Source organism: Streptomyces broussonetiae (genome assembly GCF_009796285.1).
GTDB classification, from domain to species: Bacteria; Actinomycetota; Actinomycetes; order Streptomycetales; family Streptomycetaceae; genus Streptomyces; species Streptomyces broussonetiae.
The window spans coordinates 6,782,647-6,801,930 of record NZ_CP047020.1 but is presented as its reverse complement, the minus strand read 5'-3'; the positions used below and the strand labels follow the sequence as shown (position 1 = coordinate 6,801,930).

Here is a 19,284-nt window from a genome sequence, read left to right as displayed (position 1 = left end):
GTTCGACAGGCAGGTACCCCATGGTGGGACGCCCAACTGTCCTTTCGCTCAACTGGACGTACGACGGAGGGAAACGGTTGCTCGCCGATCTCTAACGGGTGGATCACGGCGACGATGCCACCCGGCGTACCCGGCGTCCGCCGGACGGCTCTTCGCCCTACCCGTCAGACTCCCCGCGGATCAACGCGAGCACGCCGTCCAGCTCGTCAGGTTTCACAAGAACGTCACGTGCCTTGGAGCCCTCGCTCGGTCCCACGATGTTGCGGGACTCCATCAGGTCCATGAGCCGCCCGGCCTTGGCGAAGCCGACGCGCAGCTTGCGCTGGAGCATGGAGGTCGACCCGAACTGGGTGGAGACGACCAGTTCGGCCGCCTGGCACAGCAGGTCGAGGTCGTCGCCGATGTCCTCGTCGATCTCCTTCTTCTGCTTGGTGCCCACCGTGACGTCGTCCCGGAAGACCGGCGCCATCTGGTCCTTGCAGTGCTGTACGACGGCAGCGACCTCGGCCTCGGTGACGAACGCGCCCTGCATACGGGTGGGCTTGTTCGCCCCCATCGGCAGGAACAGGCCGTCTCCCTTGCCGATCAGCTTCTCGGCGCCGGGCTGGTCCAGGATGACCCGGGAGTCGGCGAGCGAGGAGGTGGCGAAGGCGAGGCGGGAGGGCACGTTGGCCTTGATCAGACCGGTGACCACGTCGACCGAGGGCCGCTGGGTGGCGAGCACCAGGTGGATACCGGCCGCGCGCGCGAGCTGTGTGATGCGCACGATCGAGTCCTCGACGTCGCGCGGGGCGACCATCATCAGGTCGGCCAGCTCGTCGACGATCACCAACAGATACGGGTACGGCTGCAGCTCGCGCTCGCTGCCCTCCGGGGGCTTGACCTTGCCGTCGCGGACGGCCTGGTTGAAGTCGTCGATGTGCCGGTAGCCGTAGGCCGCGAGGTCGTCGTAGCGCAGGTCCATCTCGCGCACGACCCACTGCAGCGCCTCGGCGGCCCGCTTGGGGTTGGTGATGATCGGGGTGATCAGGTGCGGGATGCCCTCGTACGCGGTCAGCTCGACGCGCTTGGGGTCGACCAGGATCAGCCGGACGTCCTCCGGGGTCGCCCGCATCATCACCGAGGTGATCAGGCAGTTGATACAGGACGACTTGCCGGAGCCGGTGGCGCCGGCGACCAGCATGTGCGGCATCTTCGCCAGCGAGTGCATCACGTACCCGCCCTCGACGTCCTTGCCGAAGGCGACCAGCATCGGGTCGTCGTCCTCGGCGGACTCCGCGAGCCGCAGTACGTCGCCGAGGTTGACCATCTCCCGGTCGGTGTTGGGGATCTCGATGCCCACCGCCGACTTGCCGGGGATGGGGCTGATGATCCGCACGTCCGGGCTGGCGACCGCGTACGCGATGTTCTTGGTCAGCGCGGTGATCCGCTCGACCTTCACGGCGGGGCCGAGTTCGACCTCGTAGCGGGTGACCGTCGGGCCGCGGGTGAAGCCGGTGACGGACGCGTCGACCTTGAACTCGGTGAAGACCTGGGTGAGCGAGGCGACGACCGCGTCGTTGGCCTCGCTGCGCGCCTTGCCGGGACCGCCGCGGGTGAGCAGGTCCAACGACGGCAGCGAGTAGGTGATGTCCCCGGAGAGCTGGAGCTGCTCCGCGCGCGGGGGCAGGTCCCGGGGCTCCTCGGGGGCCTTCTTGGTGAGGTCGGGGACGATCCCCGTCGTGAGCTTCTCCTGCTTGGGGCGCGCGGCCGGCACCGGCGAGGGCACGGGAGCCGGCTCGGGCTCGGGCTCGGCGCCGAGAGGAGGCTCGGGGGTGGGCGTCGGCACCGGGGTGGTCTCTTCACGCCCGCCGATGCCGACTCCCTGGGTGAGGTCGGCGACCAGCGGGGACGGCGGCATGCCGTGCAGCACCGCGCCGTCCAGCGCTGCGGCGGCCGCCGCAGCGACGTCCACGGCGTCCATCTGGCGCTGCGGGTCCGGCTGGGGCACCGCGGAGCGCCTGGGACGGCCGCGGCGCTGCGAGAGGGCCTCTTCCTCGGCGCTGCCGGGGTCGTACGCCCGGGGGTCGCTCGAACGCCTGCGAGGGCGCGCGGGCAGCGCCTCGCGCCACTGCTCGTCGTAGCGCTCGTCGTCCTCGGTGCTCTCCGCGGCCTCGTGGTCGTGCAGGACGCCCAGGCGCATGCCGAGCGCCCGCAGCCGCTGCGGGATGGCATTGACCGGCGTCGCGGTCACCACGAGCAGACCGAAGATCGTCAGCAGCACCAGCAGGGGTACGGCGAGCACGTCGGTCATGGTGTACGTCAGCGGGGTCGCCGCCGCCCAGCCGATGAGGCCGCCGGCATCCCTTATCGCCTGCATGCCGTCGCTGCGCGCGGGCGAGCCGCAGGCGATGTGGACCTGCCCGAGCACGCCGATGACGAGCGCGGACAGACCGATCACGATCCGCCCGTTGGCCTCCGGCTGCTCCGGGTGCCGGACGAACCGTACGGCGATCACCGCGAGCAGGATCGGGACCAGCAGGTCGAGCCGGCCGAAGGCGCCGGTGACGAGGATCTGCACGAGGTCGCCGACCGGGCCCTTGAGGTCGGCCCAGGTACCGGCGGCGACGATCAGCGCGATGCCGAACAGGAGCAGGGCGATGCCGTCCTTGCGGTGGGCCGGGTCGAGGTTCCTCGCGCCCTGCCCTATGCCGCGGAAGACGGCACCGACGGCGTGCGCGAGGCCGAGCCAGAGGGCGCGCACCAGCCGGTACACGCCCCCGGTGGGGCTGGGTGCCGGCTTGGGCGGCGCGGCCTTCTTCGCCGGTGCCTTCTTGGCGGGTGCCTTCTTGGCGGGCGCCTTCTTCGCTGCGGCCTTCCTCGCCGGAGCCTTCGCGGGAGCCGCCGCCTTCTTCGCGGGCTGCTTCTTGGCTGCGGAGGGACGTGAGGCCATGTGTGTGAGGTTACCGGGGGAGACGACAGCGGACACGTGTGCCCACAGCTTCACCCGTTCGTGTCGCCCTTGCGGGGACCCGGAACTGACGCCCACTCATGGGCAACCGTCACACGGCCGTAGGTCAGTTCTGCGCCGGCACCGACGAACCACCGGCCCCGGCGCCCGGCTCCAGGGCGTCCAGCGCGCGGCGCAACCCGGTGAGTTTGCGCTCCAGATGGGCCGCCGTGGCCACCGCGGCCGCGTCCGCCGAATCGTCGTCCAGCTGCTTGGACAGCGCCTCGGCCTGCTCCTCGACCGCCGCGAGCCGCGCGGACAGCTCGGCGAGCAGCCCGGCCGACTCCTTGCCGCCGACCGCGCCCTTGCCGCCGCCCTCCAACTGCAGCCGCAGCAGAGCCGCCTGCTCGCGCAGCTGGCAGTTCTTCATGTACAGCTCGACGAAGACCGAGACCTTCGCACGCAGCACCCACGGGTCGAACGGCTTGGAGATGTAGTCCACCGCGCCCGCCGCGTAGCCGCGGAAGGTGTGATGCGGGCCGTGGTTGATCGCCGTGAGGAAAATGATCGGGATGTCCCGGGTCCGCTCGCGCCGCTTGATGTGCGCGGCGGTCTCGAAACCGTCCATGCCCGGCATCTGGACATCCAGCAGAATGACCGCGAAATCGTCCGTGAGCAGTGCCTTGAGCGCTTCCTCCCCGGACGATGCCCGCACCAGCGTCTGATCGAGCGCCGAGAGGATCGCCTCCAGCGCCAGCAGATTCTCCGGCCGGTCATCGACCAGGAGGATCTTGGCCTTCTGCACCATGGCCCGCCCTCCTCGCCCCGGCGGTACACCGGGCGCCGCCCCAGGGGACGACTCCCTTTCGCCGCCCGTCCTTGTGCCGGTCATCGTAGCCGCACCCCGCCCGTCGCCACACCCTGTCACCGCGATGTCACTGTGCACGTAGCGGAAACGCCGCAGGAGACCTGATGGTTCCCGGAATACCGCATTCCCATACGTGCGCAGCGCCCCTTGAATCGTACGTTCGCAGCCATCTCACATGGGCAACTCCCGACGCCCGCCGGAGGTTCCCCGGGTGTTCACATCATCCCGGCGTGCCGCGGCCGTCACTCCCCGCCCATCCACTGCTGCATCACGGCCAGCAGATGATCCGGGTCGACCGGCTTGGTCACATAGTCCGAGGCGCCCGACTCGATCGCCTTCTCCCGGTCGCCCTTCATCGCCTTCGCCGTCAGCGCGATGATCGGCAGCCCGGCGAACTGCGGCATCCTGCGGATCGCCGTGGTCGTCGCGTAGCCGTCCATCTCCGGCATCATGATGTCCATCAGCACGACCGCCACGTCGTCGTGCTGCTCCAGCACCTCGATGCCCTCACGGCCGTTCTCGGCGTACAGCACCGACAGCCCGTGCTGCTCCAGCACGCTGGTCAGCGCGAAGACGTTGCGGATGTCGTCGTCGACGATCAGCACCTTCTCCCCGCCGAACCGCACCCCGCGCGCGAGGTGCGCCGAACTGTCCTGCTCGGGGGCCGCCGTCCACTGCTCGGACCGCGGCTCGCCCTGCGGCAGGCTGCGGCGCCGGCGCCGGAAGAGCGCCGCGGGGCCGTTCTGCGTCTCCCGGTACGACTTCACCTCGGCCGGGGTCTCGACCTCCACGGCGGACAGCTCCATGGACTGCCGCGCCTCGGAGGCGAGCAGTTCACCGGCCTCCAGCTGGGGCACGGGCTGCTGGTAGCCCTGCGGCGGCAGTTCGCTCGCGTGCACCGGCAGGTAGAGCGTGAACGTCGAACCGCGGCCCGGCTCGCTCTGCGCGTGGATCTCGCCACCGAGCAGCTGTGCGATCTCCCGGGAGATCGACAGGCCGAGGCCGGTACCGCCGTACTTGCGACTGGTCGTGCCGTCCGCCTGCTTGAACGCCTCGAAGATCACCCGCATCTTGCTGGCCGCGATGCCGATGCCCGTGTCCGTCACCGAGAACGCGATCAGCGGCGCGTCCGGATCGGTCAGCGAACCGGTCTCCAGCAACTGCTCCCGGATGCCCACCGGGACGTCCCCACCGGCCGGCCTGATAACCAGCTCCACCGAGCCGGAGTCGGTGAACTTCACCGCGTTCGACAGCAGGTTGCGCAGCACCTGCAGCAGCCGCTGTTCGTCGGTGTGCAGGGTGGCGGGCAGCTCCGGAGAGACCCGTACGGACAGGTCCAGGCCCTTCTCCGCGGTCAGCGGCCGGAAGGTGGCCTCCACGTAGTCCACGAGCTGGACGAGCGCGATACGCGTCGGGGAGACGTCCATCTTGCCTGCCTCGACCTTCGACAGGTCGAGGATGTCGTTGATCAGCTGCAGCAGGTCGGAGCCGGCGCCGTGGATGGTCTCGGCGAACTCCACCTGCTTCGGCGAGAGATTACCCTCGGCGTTGTCGGCGAGCAGCTTCGCCAGGATCAGCAGCGAGTTGAGCGGGGTGCGCAGCTCGTGCGACATGTTGGCGAGGAACTCGCTCTTGTAGCGCATCGACACCGCGAGTTGCTCGGCCCGCTCCTCGAGCACCTGCCGGGCCTCCTCGATCTCGGTGTTCTTCACCTCGATGTCACGGTTCTGCCGGGCCAGCAGCTCGGCCTTCTCCTCCAGTTCGGCGTTGGAGGCCTGCAGCGCCCTCTGCCGGTTCTCCAACTCGGCGGACCGCTCGCGCAGTTGCTCGGTCAGCTCCTGCGACTGCTTGAGCAGCAGCTCGGTCTTGGTGTTGACCGAGATGGTGTTGACGCTGGTCGCGATCATCTCGGCGATCTGGTTGAGGAAGTCCTTCTGGATCTGCGTGAACGGCGTGAAGGAGGCCAGCTCGATCACCCCGAGCACCTTGCCCTCGAAGAGCACCGGCAGCACGATCACCTGGGCGGGCGGGGCCTCGCCGAGCCCGGAGGAGATCCTCAGATAGCCACTGGGCGCGTTCTCGACCAGGATCGTGCGCTTCTCCTGGGCAGCCGTGCCCACCAGCGCCTCACCGGGCCGGAAAGACGTCGGCATGGAACCCATCGAGTAGCCGTACGAGCCCAGCATCCGCAGCTCGTAGTTGTCCTCGCCGTTGCCCAGGCCCTTGCCCTCGACCATCGGCATGGCCAGGAAGAACGCGCCGTGCTGGGCGGACACCACCGGCGTCAGCTCGCTCATGATCAGCGAGGCGACGTCCTCCAGGTCGCGACGGCCCTGCATCAGCGCGGAGATACGGGCCAGGTTGCCCTTGAGCCAGTCCTGCTCCTTGTTGGCGATCGTGGTGTCACGCAGGTTGGCGATCATCTTGTTGATGTAGTCCTGCAGTTCCTGGATCTCGCCGGACGCGTCCACGTCGATCTTCAGGTTCAGGTCGCCACGGGTCACCGCGGTCGCCACGCGCGCGATGGCACGCACCTGCCGGGTCAGGTTCCCGGCCATCTCGTTCACCGACTCGGTCAGGTCCCGCCAGGTGCCGTCGACGTCACGCACGCGTGCCTGGCCGCCCAGCTGTCCCTCGGTACCCACCTCGCGCGCGACGCGCGTGACCTCTTCGGCAAAGCTTGAGAGCTGATCAACCATCGTGTTGATCGTCGTCTTCAGCTCAAGGATCTCACCGCGCGCGTCAATGTCGATCTTCTTCGTCAGGTCACCCTTGGCGATGGCCGTGGTGACCATGGCGATGTTGCGCACCTGACCGGTCAGGTTGGAGGCCATGCCGTTCACGGACTCGGTGAGGTCCTTCCACGTACCGGCCACACCCGGCACGTGCGCCTGACCGCCGAGGATGCCGTCCGTGCCCACCTCGCGGGCCACCTTGGTGACCTGGTCCGCGAACGAACTCAGCGTCTTCACCATCGTGTTGATGGTGTCCGCGAGCTGGGCCACCTCACCGCTCGCCTCGATGGTGACCTGACGCGTCAGGTCGCCGTTGGCGACGGCCGAGGCGACCTGGGAGATGTTCCGCACCTGCATGGTCAGGTTGTTGGCCATGAGGTTCACGTTGTTGCTGAGGTCCTTCCAGATGCCCGTGACACCCGGCACGTTCGCCTGGCCGCCCAGAATGCCCTGGGTGCCCACCTCGCGCGCCACCCGGGTCACCTGCTCGGCGAAGCTGGACAGTTGATCAACCATGGTGTTGACCGTCGTGACCAGCTCAAGGATCTCGCCCTTGGCGTCAACAGTGATCTTCTTGGACAGGTCGCCCTTGGCGACCGCGGTCGTGACCTCGGCGATGTTGCGCACCTGGATCGTCAGGTTGTTCGCCATGAAGTTCACGGACTGCGTGAGGTCCTTCCAGGTGCCGGAGACACCCTGCACCTCGGCCTGGCCGCCGAGGATGCCCTCCGTACCCACCTCACGGGCCACCCGAGTGACCTCCTGGGCGAACGACGACAGCTGGTCGACCATCGTGTTCAGGGTGTTCTTCAGCTCCAGGATCTCCCCGCGGGCGTCCACGGTGATCTTCTGGGAGAGGTCACCGCGCGCCACCGCGGTGGCGACCTGGGCGATGTTGCGCACCTGGGCGGTGAGGTTGCCGGCCATGCCGTTCACCGAGTCGGTCAGGTCCCGCCACACACCGGCCACACCCGGCACCTGCGCCTGACCGCCGAGGCGGCCCTCGGTGCCCACGTCCCGGGCCACCCGGGTCACCTGGTCGGCAAAGGCCGACAGCTGATCAACCATCGTGTTGATCGTGTTCTTCAGCTCAAGGATCTCGCCGCGCGCGTCAACGTCGATCTTCTGGGACAGGTCACCACGCGCCACGGCCGTCGTCACCTGGGCGATCTGCCGCACCTGCGAGGTCAGGTTGCCGGCCATGAAGTTGACGGAATCCGTCAGCTCCTTCCACGTGCCCGACACGCCGTCCACCCGGGCCTGCCCGCCGAGGCGGCCCTCCGTGCCCACGTCCCTGGCCATCCGCGTGACCTGGTCGGCGAAGCTCGACAGCTGATCAACCATGGTGTTCACGGTGTTCTTCAGCTTGAGCATCTCGCCTGAGACGTCGACGGTGACCTTCTGCGAGAGGTCGCCGTTTGCCACCGCCGTCGTCACCTGGGCGATGTTGCGCACCTGACCGGTCAGGTTGCGAAATGCGGTGTTGACGGAGTCGGTGAGGTCCTTCCAGGCGCCGGCCGCGCCCGGCACCTGCGCCTGACCGCCCAGCTCGCCCTCGACACCGATCTCCCGCGCCACCCGGGTCACCTCGGCACCGAACGCCGACAGCTGGTCCACCATCCCGTTGACGGTGTTCTTCAGCTCCAGCATCTCGCCGGCCACGTCCACGGTGACCTTCTGCGACAGATCACCGCTGGCCACGGCGGTCGTCACGGCGGCGATGTCACGCACCTGCGTCGTCAGGTTCCGGAAGACCGTGTTGACCGAATCCGTCAGGTCCTTCCACGTACCGGCCGCGCCCGGCACGTTCGCCTGCCCGCCGAGCCGTCCCTCCGCACCGACCTCGTTCGCCACCCGCGTGACCTCGTCCGCGAAGATCCGCAGCGTCTCGGTCATCTGGTTGATCGTCTCGGCCAGCTGCGCGACCTCGCCACGCGCCGGAACCGTCACCTTCTGCGACAGATCACCATTGGCCACAGCCGTCGTGACCTGCGAGATCCCTCGTACCTGCGCGGTCAGGTTGCCCGCCATCGTGTTGACGGAGTCGGTCAGCTCCTTCCACACGCCGGCCACCCCGGGCACCTGCGCCTGGCCGCCCAGGATGCCCTCGGTGCCCACCTCACGGGCGACACGGGTCACCTCGACGGAGAAGGACGACAGCTGCTCCACCATCGTGTTGACGGTGTTCTTCAGCTCGAGCATCTCGCCCGCGACGTGGACGGTGACCTTGCGGGACAGATCACCGCGCGCGACCGCCGTCGTCACCAGCGCGATGTCACGCACCTGTGCGGTCAGCCGGTTCGCCATGGTGTTGACGGACTCGGTCAGGTCCTTCCAGGAACCCGACATACCGCGCACCCGGGCCTGCCCGCCGAGCTTGCCCTCCGTGCCGACCTCACTGGCCACACGCGTGACCTCGTCGGTGAACGTCGACAGCTGGTCCACCAGGTTGTTGACCGTACGGCCGACCTTCAGGAACTCGCCCCGCAGCGGATGCCCGGTCCCGTCGTCCGGCGCCTGTGTCCGCAGCTCCATCCGCGGCGACAGATCGCCCTCGGCCACCGCCGTCAGCACCCGGCTGACCTCCGACACCGGCCAGACGAGATCGTCGACCAGCGCGTTGGAAGCGTCGATGGCGGTCGCCCAGGAGCCCTCGCAGGCACCCGTCTCCAGCCGTTCCGTGAGTTTTCCCTCACGTCCCACCATGCGCCGTACCCGGGACAGCTCACCGGTCAGATGCATGTTCCGGTCGGCGACCTCGTTGAAGACGGCCGCGATCTCCGACATCACGCCGTCCCCGGACACCGTGAGCCGCTTGCGGAAGTTCCCGTCACGCATCGAGACGAGAGCTGCCAGCAGCCGGTTCAGGGCAGCCGTGTCCACCGTGGTGGTGCCGCCGTTCCTGCCCAGGGACGGTCCGCCTTTCGCGCGCGTCTTCGTGCCACGCGTCGCCGCGCCAGACTCCACTGTGTCCCTCCCGGAGGGGTAGACCGCTACTGCCGTGCTCTGCCACTTCGGCTCAGCGTGCCGGTCATCGGCATACCTGATGCTTCCGCGTACCCGTTACTGCTGCGTATTTGTGCCAGACGAGATCCGGCCACACCAGAGGCTGCTGCCCGCCGTGCACGGAACACACCCAACCTGACCCGACCTTCATCAGAATCTTGCCCAGTGTTTCACCCAGGCCGTACCAGGCCATAACAGTTCGGCAGCTTCGCACATCGCCCGCACACCGTGAGGGGTAAACACCGTCGACCGGCATCAACTCGGACGGCGAAGGTAAGTAACCTTGCATGCGGCTGTCCAGCCGCACCGGTCCGACCGGTCTGGGCGGTGGCACGAGAACGAGCGGGCATCGGAGGGGCGGCCGCAGACAACATGACCACCGGAGTCATCCCCGGGGGACAGCCCCCGGAGCCACAGCCGACCGGCAAGCCGATGCCGCACCAGCGGAGCGAGCCGGCCGGTCACGCAGCCCTGCACGTCGACAACCGGCCGAGGAGTTCTGTGATCACCGCGCGCGCGGCCGCCACCTTCGAGCCCGTCGGGCGGTCGGTCGCGACCGCCCGGTCCTTCGTCCGCGACACCCTCCAGGGCTGGGGCTTCGCCGACATCGTCGACGACGCCGTCGTCCTCACCAGCGAACTGGTGACCAACGCAGTGGTGCACGCGGGCACACATGCGGACGTGCTGTGCCTGCGCGCCGACGACGGCGTACGCATCGAGGTCTCCGACCGCTACCCCGAGCGCGAGGTCCCCCTCCAGGGTGCCGCCGCCACCATGGGCAGCCCCGACCGCGAAGGGGGTCGTGGCCTCCAGCTGTGCGCGGCCCTGGCCGCCCGCTGGGGTGTGGACTACACCCCCACCCACAAGAACGTCTGGTTTCAGCTCAACCTCCCCCAGCGCCCGGTAGGTACCCGCACGGCCGGCCCGTCGCTGCCCACCGAGCTGCTCCCGCTGGCCGACGGCCGGGTCCGGGTCGCCGTCCTCCAGGTCGACCGCAAGGGATCCATCACCGCCTGGAACGAGGACGCCGAGGAACTCTTCGGCTACGCCCCGCCCGAGGTCATCGGCAGAACGCTCACCGAACTCGCGGCCTGGCCGCACACCCCCGGCACCAGCACCGGCGTCGCCGAGGCCCTCCAGCTCTCCCGCTGGGAGGGCAGCTACGGCATCCGCGGCGCCGACGGCCGCGTGGCCCCGGTCTACGCCTCTCACCTCAGGGTCCGCGACACCGGCGGCGAACCGTCCACGGTCTGTCTCCTGGTACGGGACCACGAGCGCGCCGTACTCCAGACGCCGCCGCGCGTCCCGGCCGGCGACCAGAGCCAGTCCTCCGACGGCCAGAGCGCCGACCCGTTCGAGGTGTTCATCGGCTCCCCCGCCCCGGACGACCTCGACGGCCTACTGCAGCGCACGGTGGAACGCGCCCGCGACATGCTCGACGGCGACTCCGCCTTCCTGCTGCTCGCCACCGACGACGAGACCGAGCTGGAGGTACGCGCCTCCACCGGGCTGCCCTCCGCCCGCCAGCGCTTCGCGCGCGTGCCCGTCGAAGCGGGCCCCGGCCGCTACGGCTCCGCGCGCATGCCCGCCGTCCACGACGACCTGACGGCCGTGCCCGGCGCCGTACCACTCCTGTCCGGTACCGGCATGCGCTCGGTCGTCACGGTCCCGCTGAAGGTCGAGGGCCGCCTCACCGGCTCGCTCGGCGTCGCGGCCGAGGGAGCCGGCCGGTACTCCAACGAGGAGGCGCTGCGTCTGCAGTTCGCCGCCGACCGCATCGCGCTCGCCGTCGAATCGGCCCGCCTCGGTGAACTGGAACGCCTGCGCCGCGGCTCCCTCAGCTTCCTCGTCGAAGCCTCCGACCTGCTGGCCGGCACGCTGGACCGCGACCAGACCCTGGCCCTGATGGCTCAGATGACGGTCCCGACCCTGGCCACCTGGTGCGCCGTCTACACGATCGCCGACCAGGCTTCGGATCCCTACCTGTCGTACGTCCTGCACGAGGACGAGGAACTCATCGACGGCATCAAGTCGTTGCTGTCGAAGATCGCCCCGCCCGACCCGGTGCCGACCCCCGGCGCCCGCGTGTGGACCGTCCCCGGCGAGGTGGCCCACCAGGCGGCGCTGCGCACCTCCATGCGCACCCTCGGCCTGTCCGGCGGCCCCACGCACCGGATCTCCCAGGGCATCGGCCCGACGCTCGCCACTGCCTCCGCGGTCGGCGGCGAGATCGTCGTCCTGCCGCTGGTCGCCCGCAACCGCGTCATCGGCATGCTCGTCCTCGGCAAGCCCACCGACGAGCACTTCCGCCAGGAGATCCTGGAACTGGCCGAGGACCTGTCCCGCCGGGCCGCACTCGCCCTGGACAACGCCCGCCTGTACTCCGAGCGCACGGCCATCAGCCAGGCCCTGCAGCGCAGTCTCCTGCCGCCCGGCACCCCGCACATCGACGGCGTCGAGGTGGAGGTCATCTACCGCGCGGCCGGCGAGGGCAACGAGGTCGGCGGTGACTTCTACGACCTCTTCCCGATCGGCAACGGCGCCTACGGCTTCGCCATCGGCGACGTCTGCGGTACGGGCCCCAACGCGGCGGCGGTCACCGGCCTCGCCCGGCACGCGCTGCGCCTGCTGGCCCGCGAGGGCCTCTCCGGCCCGGCGGTCCTGGAGCGTCTCAACTCGGCCATCCTGGACGAGGGCGACCGCAGCCGCTTCCTGACCCTCCTGTACGGCGAGATGCGCCCCCAGGAGGACGGCAGCGCCGAGCTGAAGGTGGTCTGCGCCGGCCACCCGCTCCCGCTGCGCCTGCGCCAGGACGGCACGGTGACGGCGGCGGCCGAACCCCAGCCGCTGCTGGGTGTCATCGAGGACCTGGAGCTGTACGAGGAGACGGTCACTCTCGACCCGGGCGATGTGCTGCTCTGTGTCACGGACGGCGTCACCGAACGCCGTGAGGGCACGCGCATGCTGGGCGACGACGGCCTTGCCGACGTTCTCACGACGTGCACGGGTCTGACGGCGGGCGCGGTCGCGGCACGCATCATGCGCGCGGTGGAACGCTTCGCATCCGACGCCCCGTCGGACGACATGGCGATTCTGGCCATGCGGGTCCCGGGAATCCACCAGGACGCCTGAAACCGGCGGAGAAAAAGGAGAAATGAGAAAGGCCCCACCCGAGAGGGTGAGGCCTTTCTGTCGGAGCCCCCAAACGGAATCGAACCGTTGACCTTCTCCTTACCATGGAGACGCTCTGCCGACTGAGCTATGGGGGCCTGTCGTTCTTGAGGTTTCCCTCGCGGCGACGAAGAAACTGTACCCCGAACTGGGCCGGGTTCCCAAATTCGTTCGGGCGCCGGTCAGAAGGCTGGCTGGAGCAGTCCCCCGAGCGCGTTGCAGGCGGAGACGATGCGCTGCATCTCCCGCTTGGTGAGCGTGGCGTCGACGGGCAGTGCGAGTGTCTCGTCAGCGGCCAGCTCGGTCTCGGGCAGCGACACGCACCGGCGGAACTCCGGCAACCGGTGCACCGGCGTCTTCACCGGCACCCGGCACTCGACTCCCCTGGCCCGCAGGGCTCGTGCGAAGGCGTCCCGGTCCGGGCGGCCGTTCCCCGGCACGCGCACCACGTACTGCTGGTACGTGTGCCCGTCCCCGCCGTCCGGCGTGCGTACGCCCTTGAGCTTGGCGTCGAGGTACGCGGCCCGCTCCCTGCGCTGCGCTATCTCGTCGTGCGGCGCCTCGGACTCGCCCTGCTCCAGCACCAGCAGCCCCTCCCGCTGGCCCAGCGCGTGCAACCGCCCGATGTCCGCCCGCCGTCCGAAGCGGTGCACGGCAATGACCGCGGCAGTACGGGCAGTTACGGCTGCCTCGACAGCGCCGGGGGCGAGGCAGTAGGTCACCGGGTCTATGTCGGCGAACACCGGGAGCGCACCGGCCAGGGTCACGGCCTCGGCGACTTCGCTGTTCCCGAAGGCCGGCACGACGACCTCGTCACCGACTCCGACGCCGGCGGCCCTGAGCATTGCAGCAGTACCCATGTGTGGGATGCTCGGCGCGCAACGTGAACGACACGTTAAGGAGAACGTAAAAAGGTCGGACCCCGAACCGAAGTTCAGGATCCGACCTTTTCAGAAGAATTGTTCGGCGGCGTCCTACTCTCCCACAGGGTCCCCCCTGCAGTACCATCGGCGCTGTGAGGCTTAGCTTCCGGGTTCGGAATGTAACCGGGCGTTTCCCTCACGCTATGACCACCGAAACACTATGAAACTGTCGAACCATGCCACACCACGCTCTGTGAAACGTGGGGCTGTTCGTGGTTTCAGAACCAACACAGTGGACGCGAGCAACTGAGGACAAGCCCTCGGCCTATTAGTACCGGTCACCTCCACCAGTTACCTGGCTTCCAGATCCGGCCTATCAACCCAGTCGTCTACTGGGAGCCTTACCCCATCAAGTGGGTGGGAGTCCTCATCTCGAAGCAGGCTTCCCGCTTAGATGCTTTCAGCGGTTATCCCTCCCGAACGTAGCCAACCAGCCATGCCCTTGGCAGAACAACTGGCACACCAGAGGTTCGTCCGTCCCGGTCCTCTCGTACTAGGGACAGCCCTTCTCAAGACTCCTACGCGCACAGCGGATAGGGACCGAACTGTCTCACGACGTTCTAAACCCAGCTCGCGTACCGCTTTAATGGGCGAACAGCCCAACCCTTGGGACCGACTCCAGCCCCAGGATGCGACGAGCCGACATCGAGGTGCCAAACCATCCCGTCGATATGGACTCTTGGGGAAGATCAGCCTGTTATCCCCGGGGTACCTTTTATCCGTTGAGCGACGGCGCTTCCACAAGCCACCGCCGGATCACTAGTCCCGACTTTCGTCCCTGCTCGACCCGTCGGTCTCACAGTCAAGCTCCCTTGTGCACTTACACTCAACACCTGATTGCCAACCAGGCTGAGGGAACCTTTGGGCGCCTCCGTTACTCTTTAGGAGGCAACCGCCCCAGTTAAACTACCCATCAGACACTGTCCCTGATCCGGATCACGGACCCAGGTTAGACATCCAGCACGACCAGACTGGTATTTCAACGACGACTCCACAAACACTGGCGTGCCTGCTTCAAAGTCTCCCAGCTATCCTACACAAGCCGAACCGAACACCAATATCAAACTGTAGTAAAGGTCCCGGGGTCTTTCCGTCCTGCTGCGCGAAACGAGCATCTTTACTCGTAGTGCAATTTCACCGGGCCTATGGTTGAGACAGTCGAGAAGTCGTTACGCCATTCGTGCAGGTCGGAACTTACCCGACAAGGAATTTCGCTACCTTAGGATGGTTATAGTTACCACCGCCGTTTACTGGCGCTTAAGTTCTCAGCTTCGCCTGGACGAATCCAAGCTAACCGGTCCCCTTAACGTTCCAGCACCGGGCAGGCGTCAGTCCGTATACATCGCCTTACGGCTTCGCACGGACCTGTGTTTTTAGTAAACAGTCGCTTCTCGCTGGTCTCTGCGGCCACCCCCAGCTCGAACAGCAAGTGTTCTCACCAGGCGTGGCCCCCCTTCTCCCGAAGTTACGGGGGCATTTTGCCGAGTTCCTTAACCATAGTTCACCCGAACGCCTCGGTATTCTCTACCTGACCACCTGAGTCGGTTTAGGGTACGGGCCGCCATGAAACTCGCTAGAGGCTTTTCTCGACAGCATAGGATCATCCACTTCACCACAATCGGCTCGGCATCAGGTCTCAGCCGTATGCAAGGCGGATTTGCCTACCTTGCGGCCTACACCCTTACCCCGGGACAACCACCGCCCGGGATGGACTACCTTCCTGCGTCACCCCATCACTCACCTACTAACCGCTTGGTCCGGCGGCTCCACCACTCCCCTCAACTCCGAAGAGATCAGGGCGGCTTCACGGCCTTAGCATCACGATGCTCGATGTTTGACGCTTCACAGCGGGTACCGGAATATCAACCGGTTATCCATCGACTACGCCTGTCGGCCTCGCCTTAGGTCCCGACTTACCCTGGGCAGATCAGCTTGACCCAGGAACCCTTAGTCAATCGGCGCACACGTTTCTCACGTGTGAATCGCTACTCATGCCTGCATTCTCACTCGTCAACCGTCCACGACTACCTTCCAGTGCCGCTTCACCCGGCAGACGACGCTCCCCTACCCATCAACACACCCGTTGGGGCTATATATGTCAATGACACGACTTCGGCGGTACGCTTGAGCCCCGCTACATTGTCGGCGCGGAATCACTAGACCAGTGAGCTATTACGCACTCTTTCAAGGGTGGCTGCTTCTAAGCCAACCTCCTGGTTGTCTGTGCGACTCCACATCCTTTCCCACTTAGCGTACGCTTAGGGGCCTTAGTCGATGCTCTGGGCTGTTTCCCTCTCGACCATGGAGCTTATCCCCCACAGTCTCACTGCCGCGCTCTCACTTACCGGCATTCGGAGTTTGGCTAAGGTCAGTAACCCGGTAGGGCCCATCGCCTATCCAGTGCTCTACCTCCGGCAAGAAACACACGACGCTGCACCTAAATGCATTTCGGGGAGAACCAGCTATCACGGAGTTTGATTGGCCTTTCACCCCTAACCACAGGTCATCCCCCAGGTTTTCAACCCTGGTGGGTTCGGTCCTCCACGAAGTCTTACCTCCGCTTCAACCTGCCCATGGCTAGATCACTCCGCTTCGGGTCTTGAGCGTGCTACTGAAACGCCCTATTCGGACTCGCTTTCGCTACGGCTTCCCCACACGGGTTAACCTCGCAACACACCGCAAACTCGCAGGCTCATTCTTCAAAAGGCACGCAGTCACACCAAAGTGCTCCCACGGCTTGTAGGCACACGGTTTCAGGTACTATTTCACTCCCCTCCCGGGGTACTTTTCACCATTCCCTCACGGTACTATCCGCTATCGGTCACCAGGGAATATTTAGGCTTAGCGGGTGGTCCCGCCAGATTCACACGGGATTTCTCGGGCCCCGTGCTACTTGGGTGTCTCTCAAACGAGCCGCTGATGTTTCGACTACGGGGGTCTTACCCTCTACGCCGGACCTTTCGCATGTCCTTCGCCTACATCAACGGTTTCTGACTCGTCCTGTCGCCGGCAGACAACAGAAGAGAGATCCCACAACCCCGTATACGCAACCCCTGCCGGGTCTCACACGCATACGGTTTGGCCTCATCCGGTTTCGCTCGCCACTACTCCCGGAATCACGGTTGTTTTCTCTTCCTGAGGGTACTGAGATGTTTCACTTCCCCTCGTTCCCTCCACACTGCCTATGTGTTCAGCAGCGGGTGACAGCCCATGACGACTGCCGGGTTTCCCCATTCGGAAACCCCCGGATCAAAGCCTGGTTGACGACTCCCCGGGGACTATCGTGGCCTCCCACGTCCTTCATCGGTTCCTGGTGCCAAGGCATCCACCGTGCGCCCTTAAAAACTTGGCCACAGATGCTCGCGTCCACTGTGCAGTTCTCAAACAACGACCAGCCACCCATCACCCCACCAGACAAACCGGTGAGTTCACTGGGGCCGGCGACCGAGAGACAGACCATACGGCCGTGCCCTCAGACACCCAACAGCGTGCCCGGCCCACTCCCGTCCGGAGATCATGCGTTCCACGCTCTGACGAGCAGTACTAGCAGCCCCCGACCCGAGGTCTGGACCGAATAGTCAACGTTCCACCCATGAGCAACCAGCATCGGACATTCGCCGATGTACTGGCCTCTGACCAACCGGAGTTGGTAAGAAGTGCTCCTTAGAAAGGAGGTGATCCAGCCGCACCTTCCGGTACGGCTACCTTGTTACGACTTCGTCCCAATCGCCAGTCCCACCTTCGACAGCTCCCTCCCACAAGGGGTTGGGCCACCGGCTTCGGGTGTTACCGACTTTCGTGACGTGACGGGCGGTGTGTACAAGGCCCGGGAACGTATTCACCGCAGCAATGCTGATCTGCGATTACTAGCGACTCCGACTTCATGGGGTCGAGTTGCAGACCCCAATCCGAACTGAGACCGGCTTTTTGAGATTCGCTCCACCTCACGGTATCGCAGCTCATTGTACCGGCCATTGTAGCACGTGTGCAGCCCAAGACATAAGGGGCATGATGACTTGACGTCGTCCCCACCTTCCTCCGAGTTGACCCCGGCGGTCTCCTGTGAGTCCCCATCACCCCGAAGGGCATGCTGGCAACACAGAACAAGGGTTGCGCTCGTTGCGGGACTTAACCCAACATCTCACGACACGAGCTGACGACAGCCATGCACCACCTGTACACCGACCACAAGGGGGGCACTATCTCTAATGCTTTCCGGTGTATGTCAAGCCTTGGTAAGGTTCTTCGCGTTGCGTCGAATTAAGCCACATGCTCCGCCGCTTGTGCGGGCCCCCGTCAATTCCTTTGAGTTTTAGCCTTGCGGCCGTACTCCCCAGGCGGGGAACTTAATGCGTTAGCTGCGGCACCGACGACGTGGAATGTCGCCAACACCTAGTTCCCACCGTTTACGGCGTGGACTACCAGGGTATCTAATCCTGTTCGCTCCCCACGCTTTCGCTCCTCAGCGTCAGTAATGGCCCAGAGATCCGCCTTCGCCACCGGTGTTCCTCCTGATATCTGCGCATTTCACCGCTACACCAGGAATTCCGATCTCCCCTACCACACTCTAGCTAGCCCGTATCGACTGCAGACTCGGGGTTAAGCCCCGAGCTTTCACAATCGACGTGACAAGCCGCCTACGAGCTCTTTACGCCCAATAATTCCGGACAACGCTTGCGCCCTACGTATTACCGCGGCTGCTGGCACGTAGTTAGCCGGCGCTTCTTCTGCAGGTACCGTCACTCTCGCTTCTTCCCTGCTGAAAGAGGTTTACAACCCGAAGGCCGTCATCCCTCACGCGGCGTCGCTGCATCAGGCTTTCGCCCATTGTGCAATATTCCCCACTGCTGCCTCCCGTAGGAGTCTGGGCCGTGTCTCAGTCCCAGTGTGGCCGGTCGCCCTCTCAGGCCGGCTACCCGTCGTCGCCTTGGTGAGCCATTACCTCACCAACAAGCTGATAGGCCGCGGGCTCATCCTTCACCGCCGGAGCTTTCCAACCTCCAAGATGCCTTGGAGGCTCGTATCCGGTATTAGACCCCGTTTCCAGGGCTTGTCCCAGAGTGAAGGGCAGATTGCCCACGTGTTACTCACCCGTTCGCCACTAATCCACCCCGAAGGGCTTCATCGTTCGACTTGCATGTGTTAAGCACGCCGCCAGCGTTCGTCCTGAGCCAGGATCAAACTCTCCGTGAATGTTTACTCGGCCGGAAAATTAATTCAGCCGGTGCAACACCACGAGAGCGGAACCACCGGAGGAATAATCCGATGGTTCACAGCGTCCTCGCTGTGTTTTTTCAAAGGAACCTCGACCATCGGAATGTTCCGACGGACGGGGTATCAACATATCTGGCGTTGACTTTTGGCACGCTGTTGAGTTCTCAAGGAACGGTCGCTTCCTTTGTACTCACCCTCTCGGGCTTTCCTCCGGGCTTCCCTTCGGTGTTTCCGACTCTATCAGATCTTTTCTCGATCCGATTTCCTCGGTGCTTTCCAGGTTCCCGCGTTATTTCGCGGTTCCTTTCCGGCGGTTCCGACTTTATCAGAAGTTCTGAGTCGGTTTTCCCACCCGCTCCGGTCACGTGTGTCCAGCACGTGAAGTGCTGGGGTTCCCGGTTGGGCGGAGCCGTAAACGTACTGGAGCGGGGCGCCTCG

General features: G+C 65.8%; 5 protein-coding genes, 1 tRNA gene and 3 rRNA genes. 1 reads left to right on the top strand and 8 read right to left on the bottom strand.

All coding sequences use genetic code 11. The annotated features are described in order from the left end of the window. Nucleotides 1-157: 157 nt before the first annotated feature. The 3 genes from GQF42_RS31400 to GQF42_RS31390 form a co-directional block, all read right to left on the bottom strand. Nucleotides 158-2,932, bottom strand: coding sequence for a DNA translocase FtsK (locus GQF42_RS31400; RefSeq protein WP_199272864.1), 2,775 nt, complete (start codon nucleotides 2,930-2,932; stop codon nucleotides 158-160). 124 nt (nucleotides 2,933-3,056) lie between these two features. Then, nucleotides 3,057-3,737, bottom strand: a complete 681-nt coding sequence (locus GQF42_RS31395) for a response regulator (protein ID WP_053666336.1) — start codon at nucleotides 3,735-3,737, stop codon at nucleotides 3,057-3,059. Nucleotides 3,738-4,039: 302 nt separating this feature from the next. Next, nucleotides 4,040-9,499 (bottom strand): HAMP domain-containing protein, encoded by a 5,460-nt coding sequence (locus GQF42_RS31390; protein WP_158925472.1) that lies wholly within the window; start codon nucleotides 9,497-9,499, stop codon nucleotides 4,040-4,042. A gap of 411 nt (nucleotides 9,500-9,910) precedes the next feature. Here GQF42_RS31390 and GQF42_RS31380 point away from each other — a divergent pair, with 411 nt between their 5' ends. Continuing rightward, nucleotides 9,911-12,670: a SpoIIE family protein phosphatase gene (locus tag GQF42_RS31380; protein ID WP_158925470.1), complete on the top strand. Its 2,760-nt coding sequence runs from the start codon at nucleotides 9,911-9,913 to the stop codon at nucleotides 12,668-12,670. A gap of 64 nt (nucleotides 12,671-12,734) precedes the next feature. Here the strand turns inward: GQF42_RS31380 and GQF42_RS31375 are convergent. From GQF42_RS31375 to GQF42_RS31355, 5 genes are all read right to left on the bottom strand, one after another. Then, nucleotides 12,735-12,807 (bottom strand) — tRNA-Thr (locus GQF42_RS31375). A gap of 84 nt (nucleotides 12,808-12,891) precedes the next feature. After that, on the bottom strand, nucleotides 12,892-13,554 hold the full coding sequence (locus GQF42_RS31370) for a DegT/DnrJ/EryC1/StrS family aminotransferase (RefSeq protein WP_158930795.1): 663 nt from the start codon (nucleotides 13,552-13,554) through the stop codon (nucleotides 12,892-12,894). Between the two features lie 116 nt (nucleotides 13,555-13,670). After that, nucleotides 13,671-13,787 (bottom strand): 5S ribosomal RNA (gene rrf, locus GQF42_RS31365). Nucleotides 13,788-13,880: 93 nt separating this feature from the next. Continuing rightward, nucleotides 13,881-16,984: ribosomal RNA gene (locus GQF42_RS31360) — 23S ribosomal RNA — on the bottom strand. 315 nt (nucleotides 16,985-17,299) lie between these two features. Next, nucleotides 17,300-18,825, bottom strand: a 16S ribosomal RNA gene (locus GQF42_RS31355). The 16S, 23S and 5S rRNA genes sit together here, the layout of an rRNA operon. Between the last annotated feature and the right edge of the window lie 459 nt (nucleotides 18,826-19,284).

Excerpts from the sequence above, each read along its gene's own strand:
- GQF42_RS31370 (WP_158930795.1), bottom strand. The coding sequence starts at position 13,554 with ATGCTCAGGGCCGCCGGCGTCGGAGTCGGTGACGAGGTCGTCGTGCCG.
- GQF42_RS31380 (WP_158925470.1), top strand. The coding sequence starts at position 9,911 with ATGACCACCGGAGTCATCCCCGGGGGACAGCCCCCGGAGCCACAGCCG.
- GQF42_RS31395 (WP_053666336.1), bottom strand. The coding sequence starts at position 3,737 with ATGGTGCAGAAGGCCAAGATCCTCCTGGTCGATGACCGGCCGGAGAAT.
- GQF42_RS31400 (WP_199272864.1), bottom strand. The coding sequence starts at position 2,932 with ATGGCCTCACGTCCCTCCGCAGCCAAGAAGCAGCCCGCGAAGAAGGCG.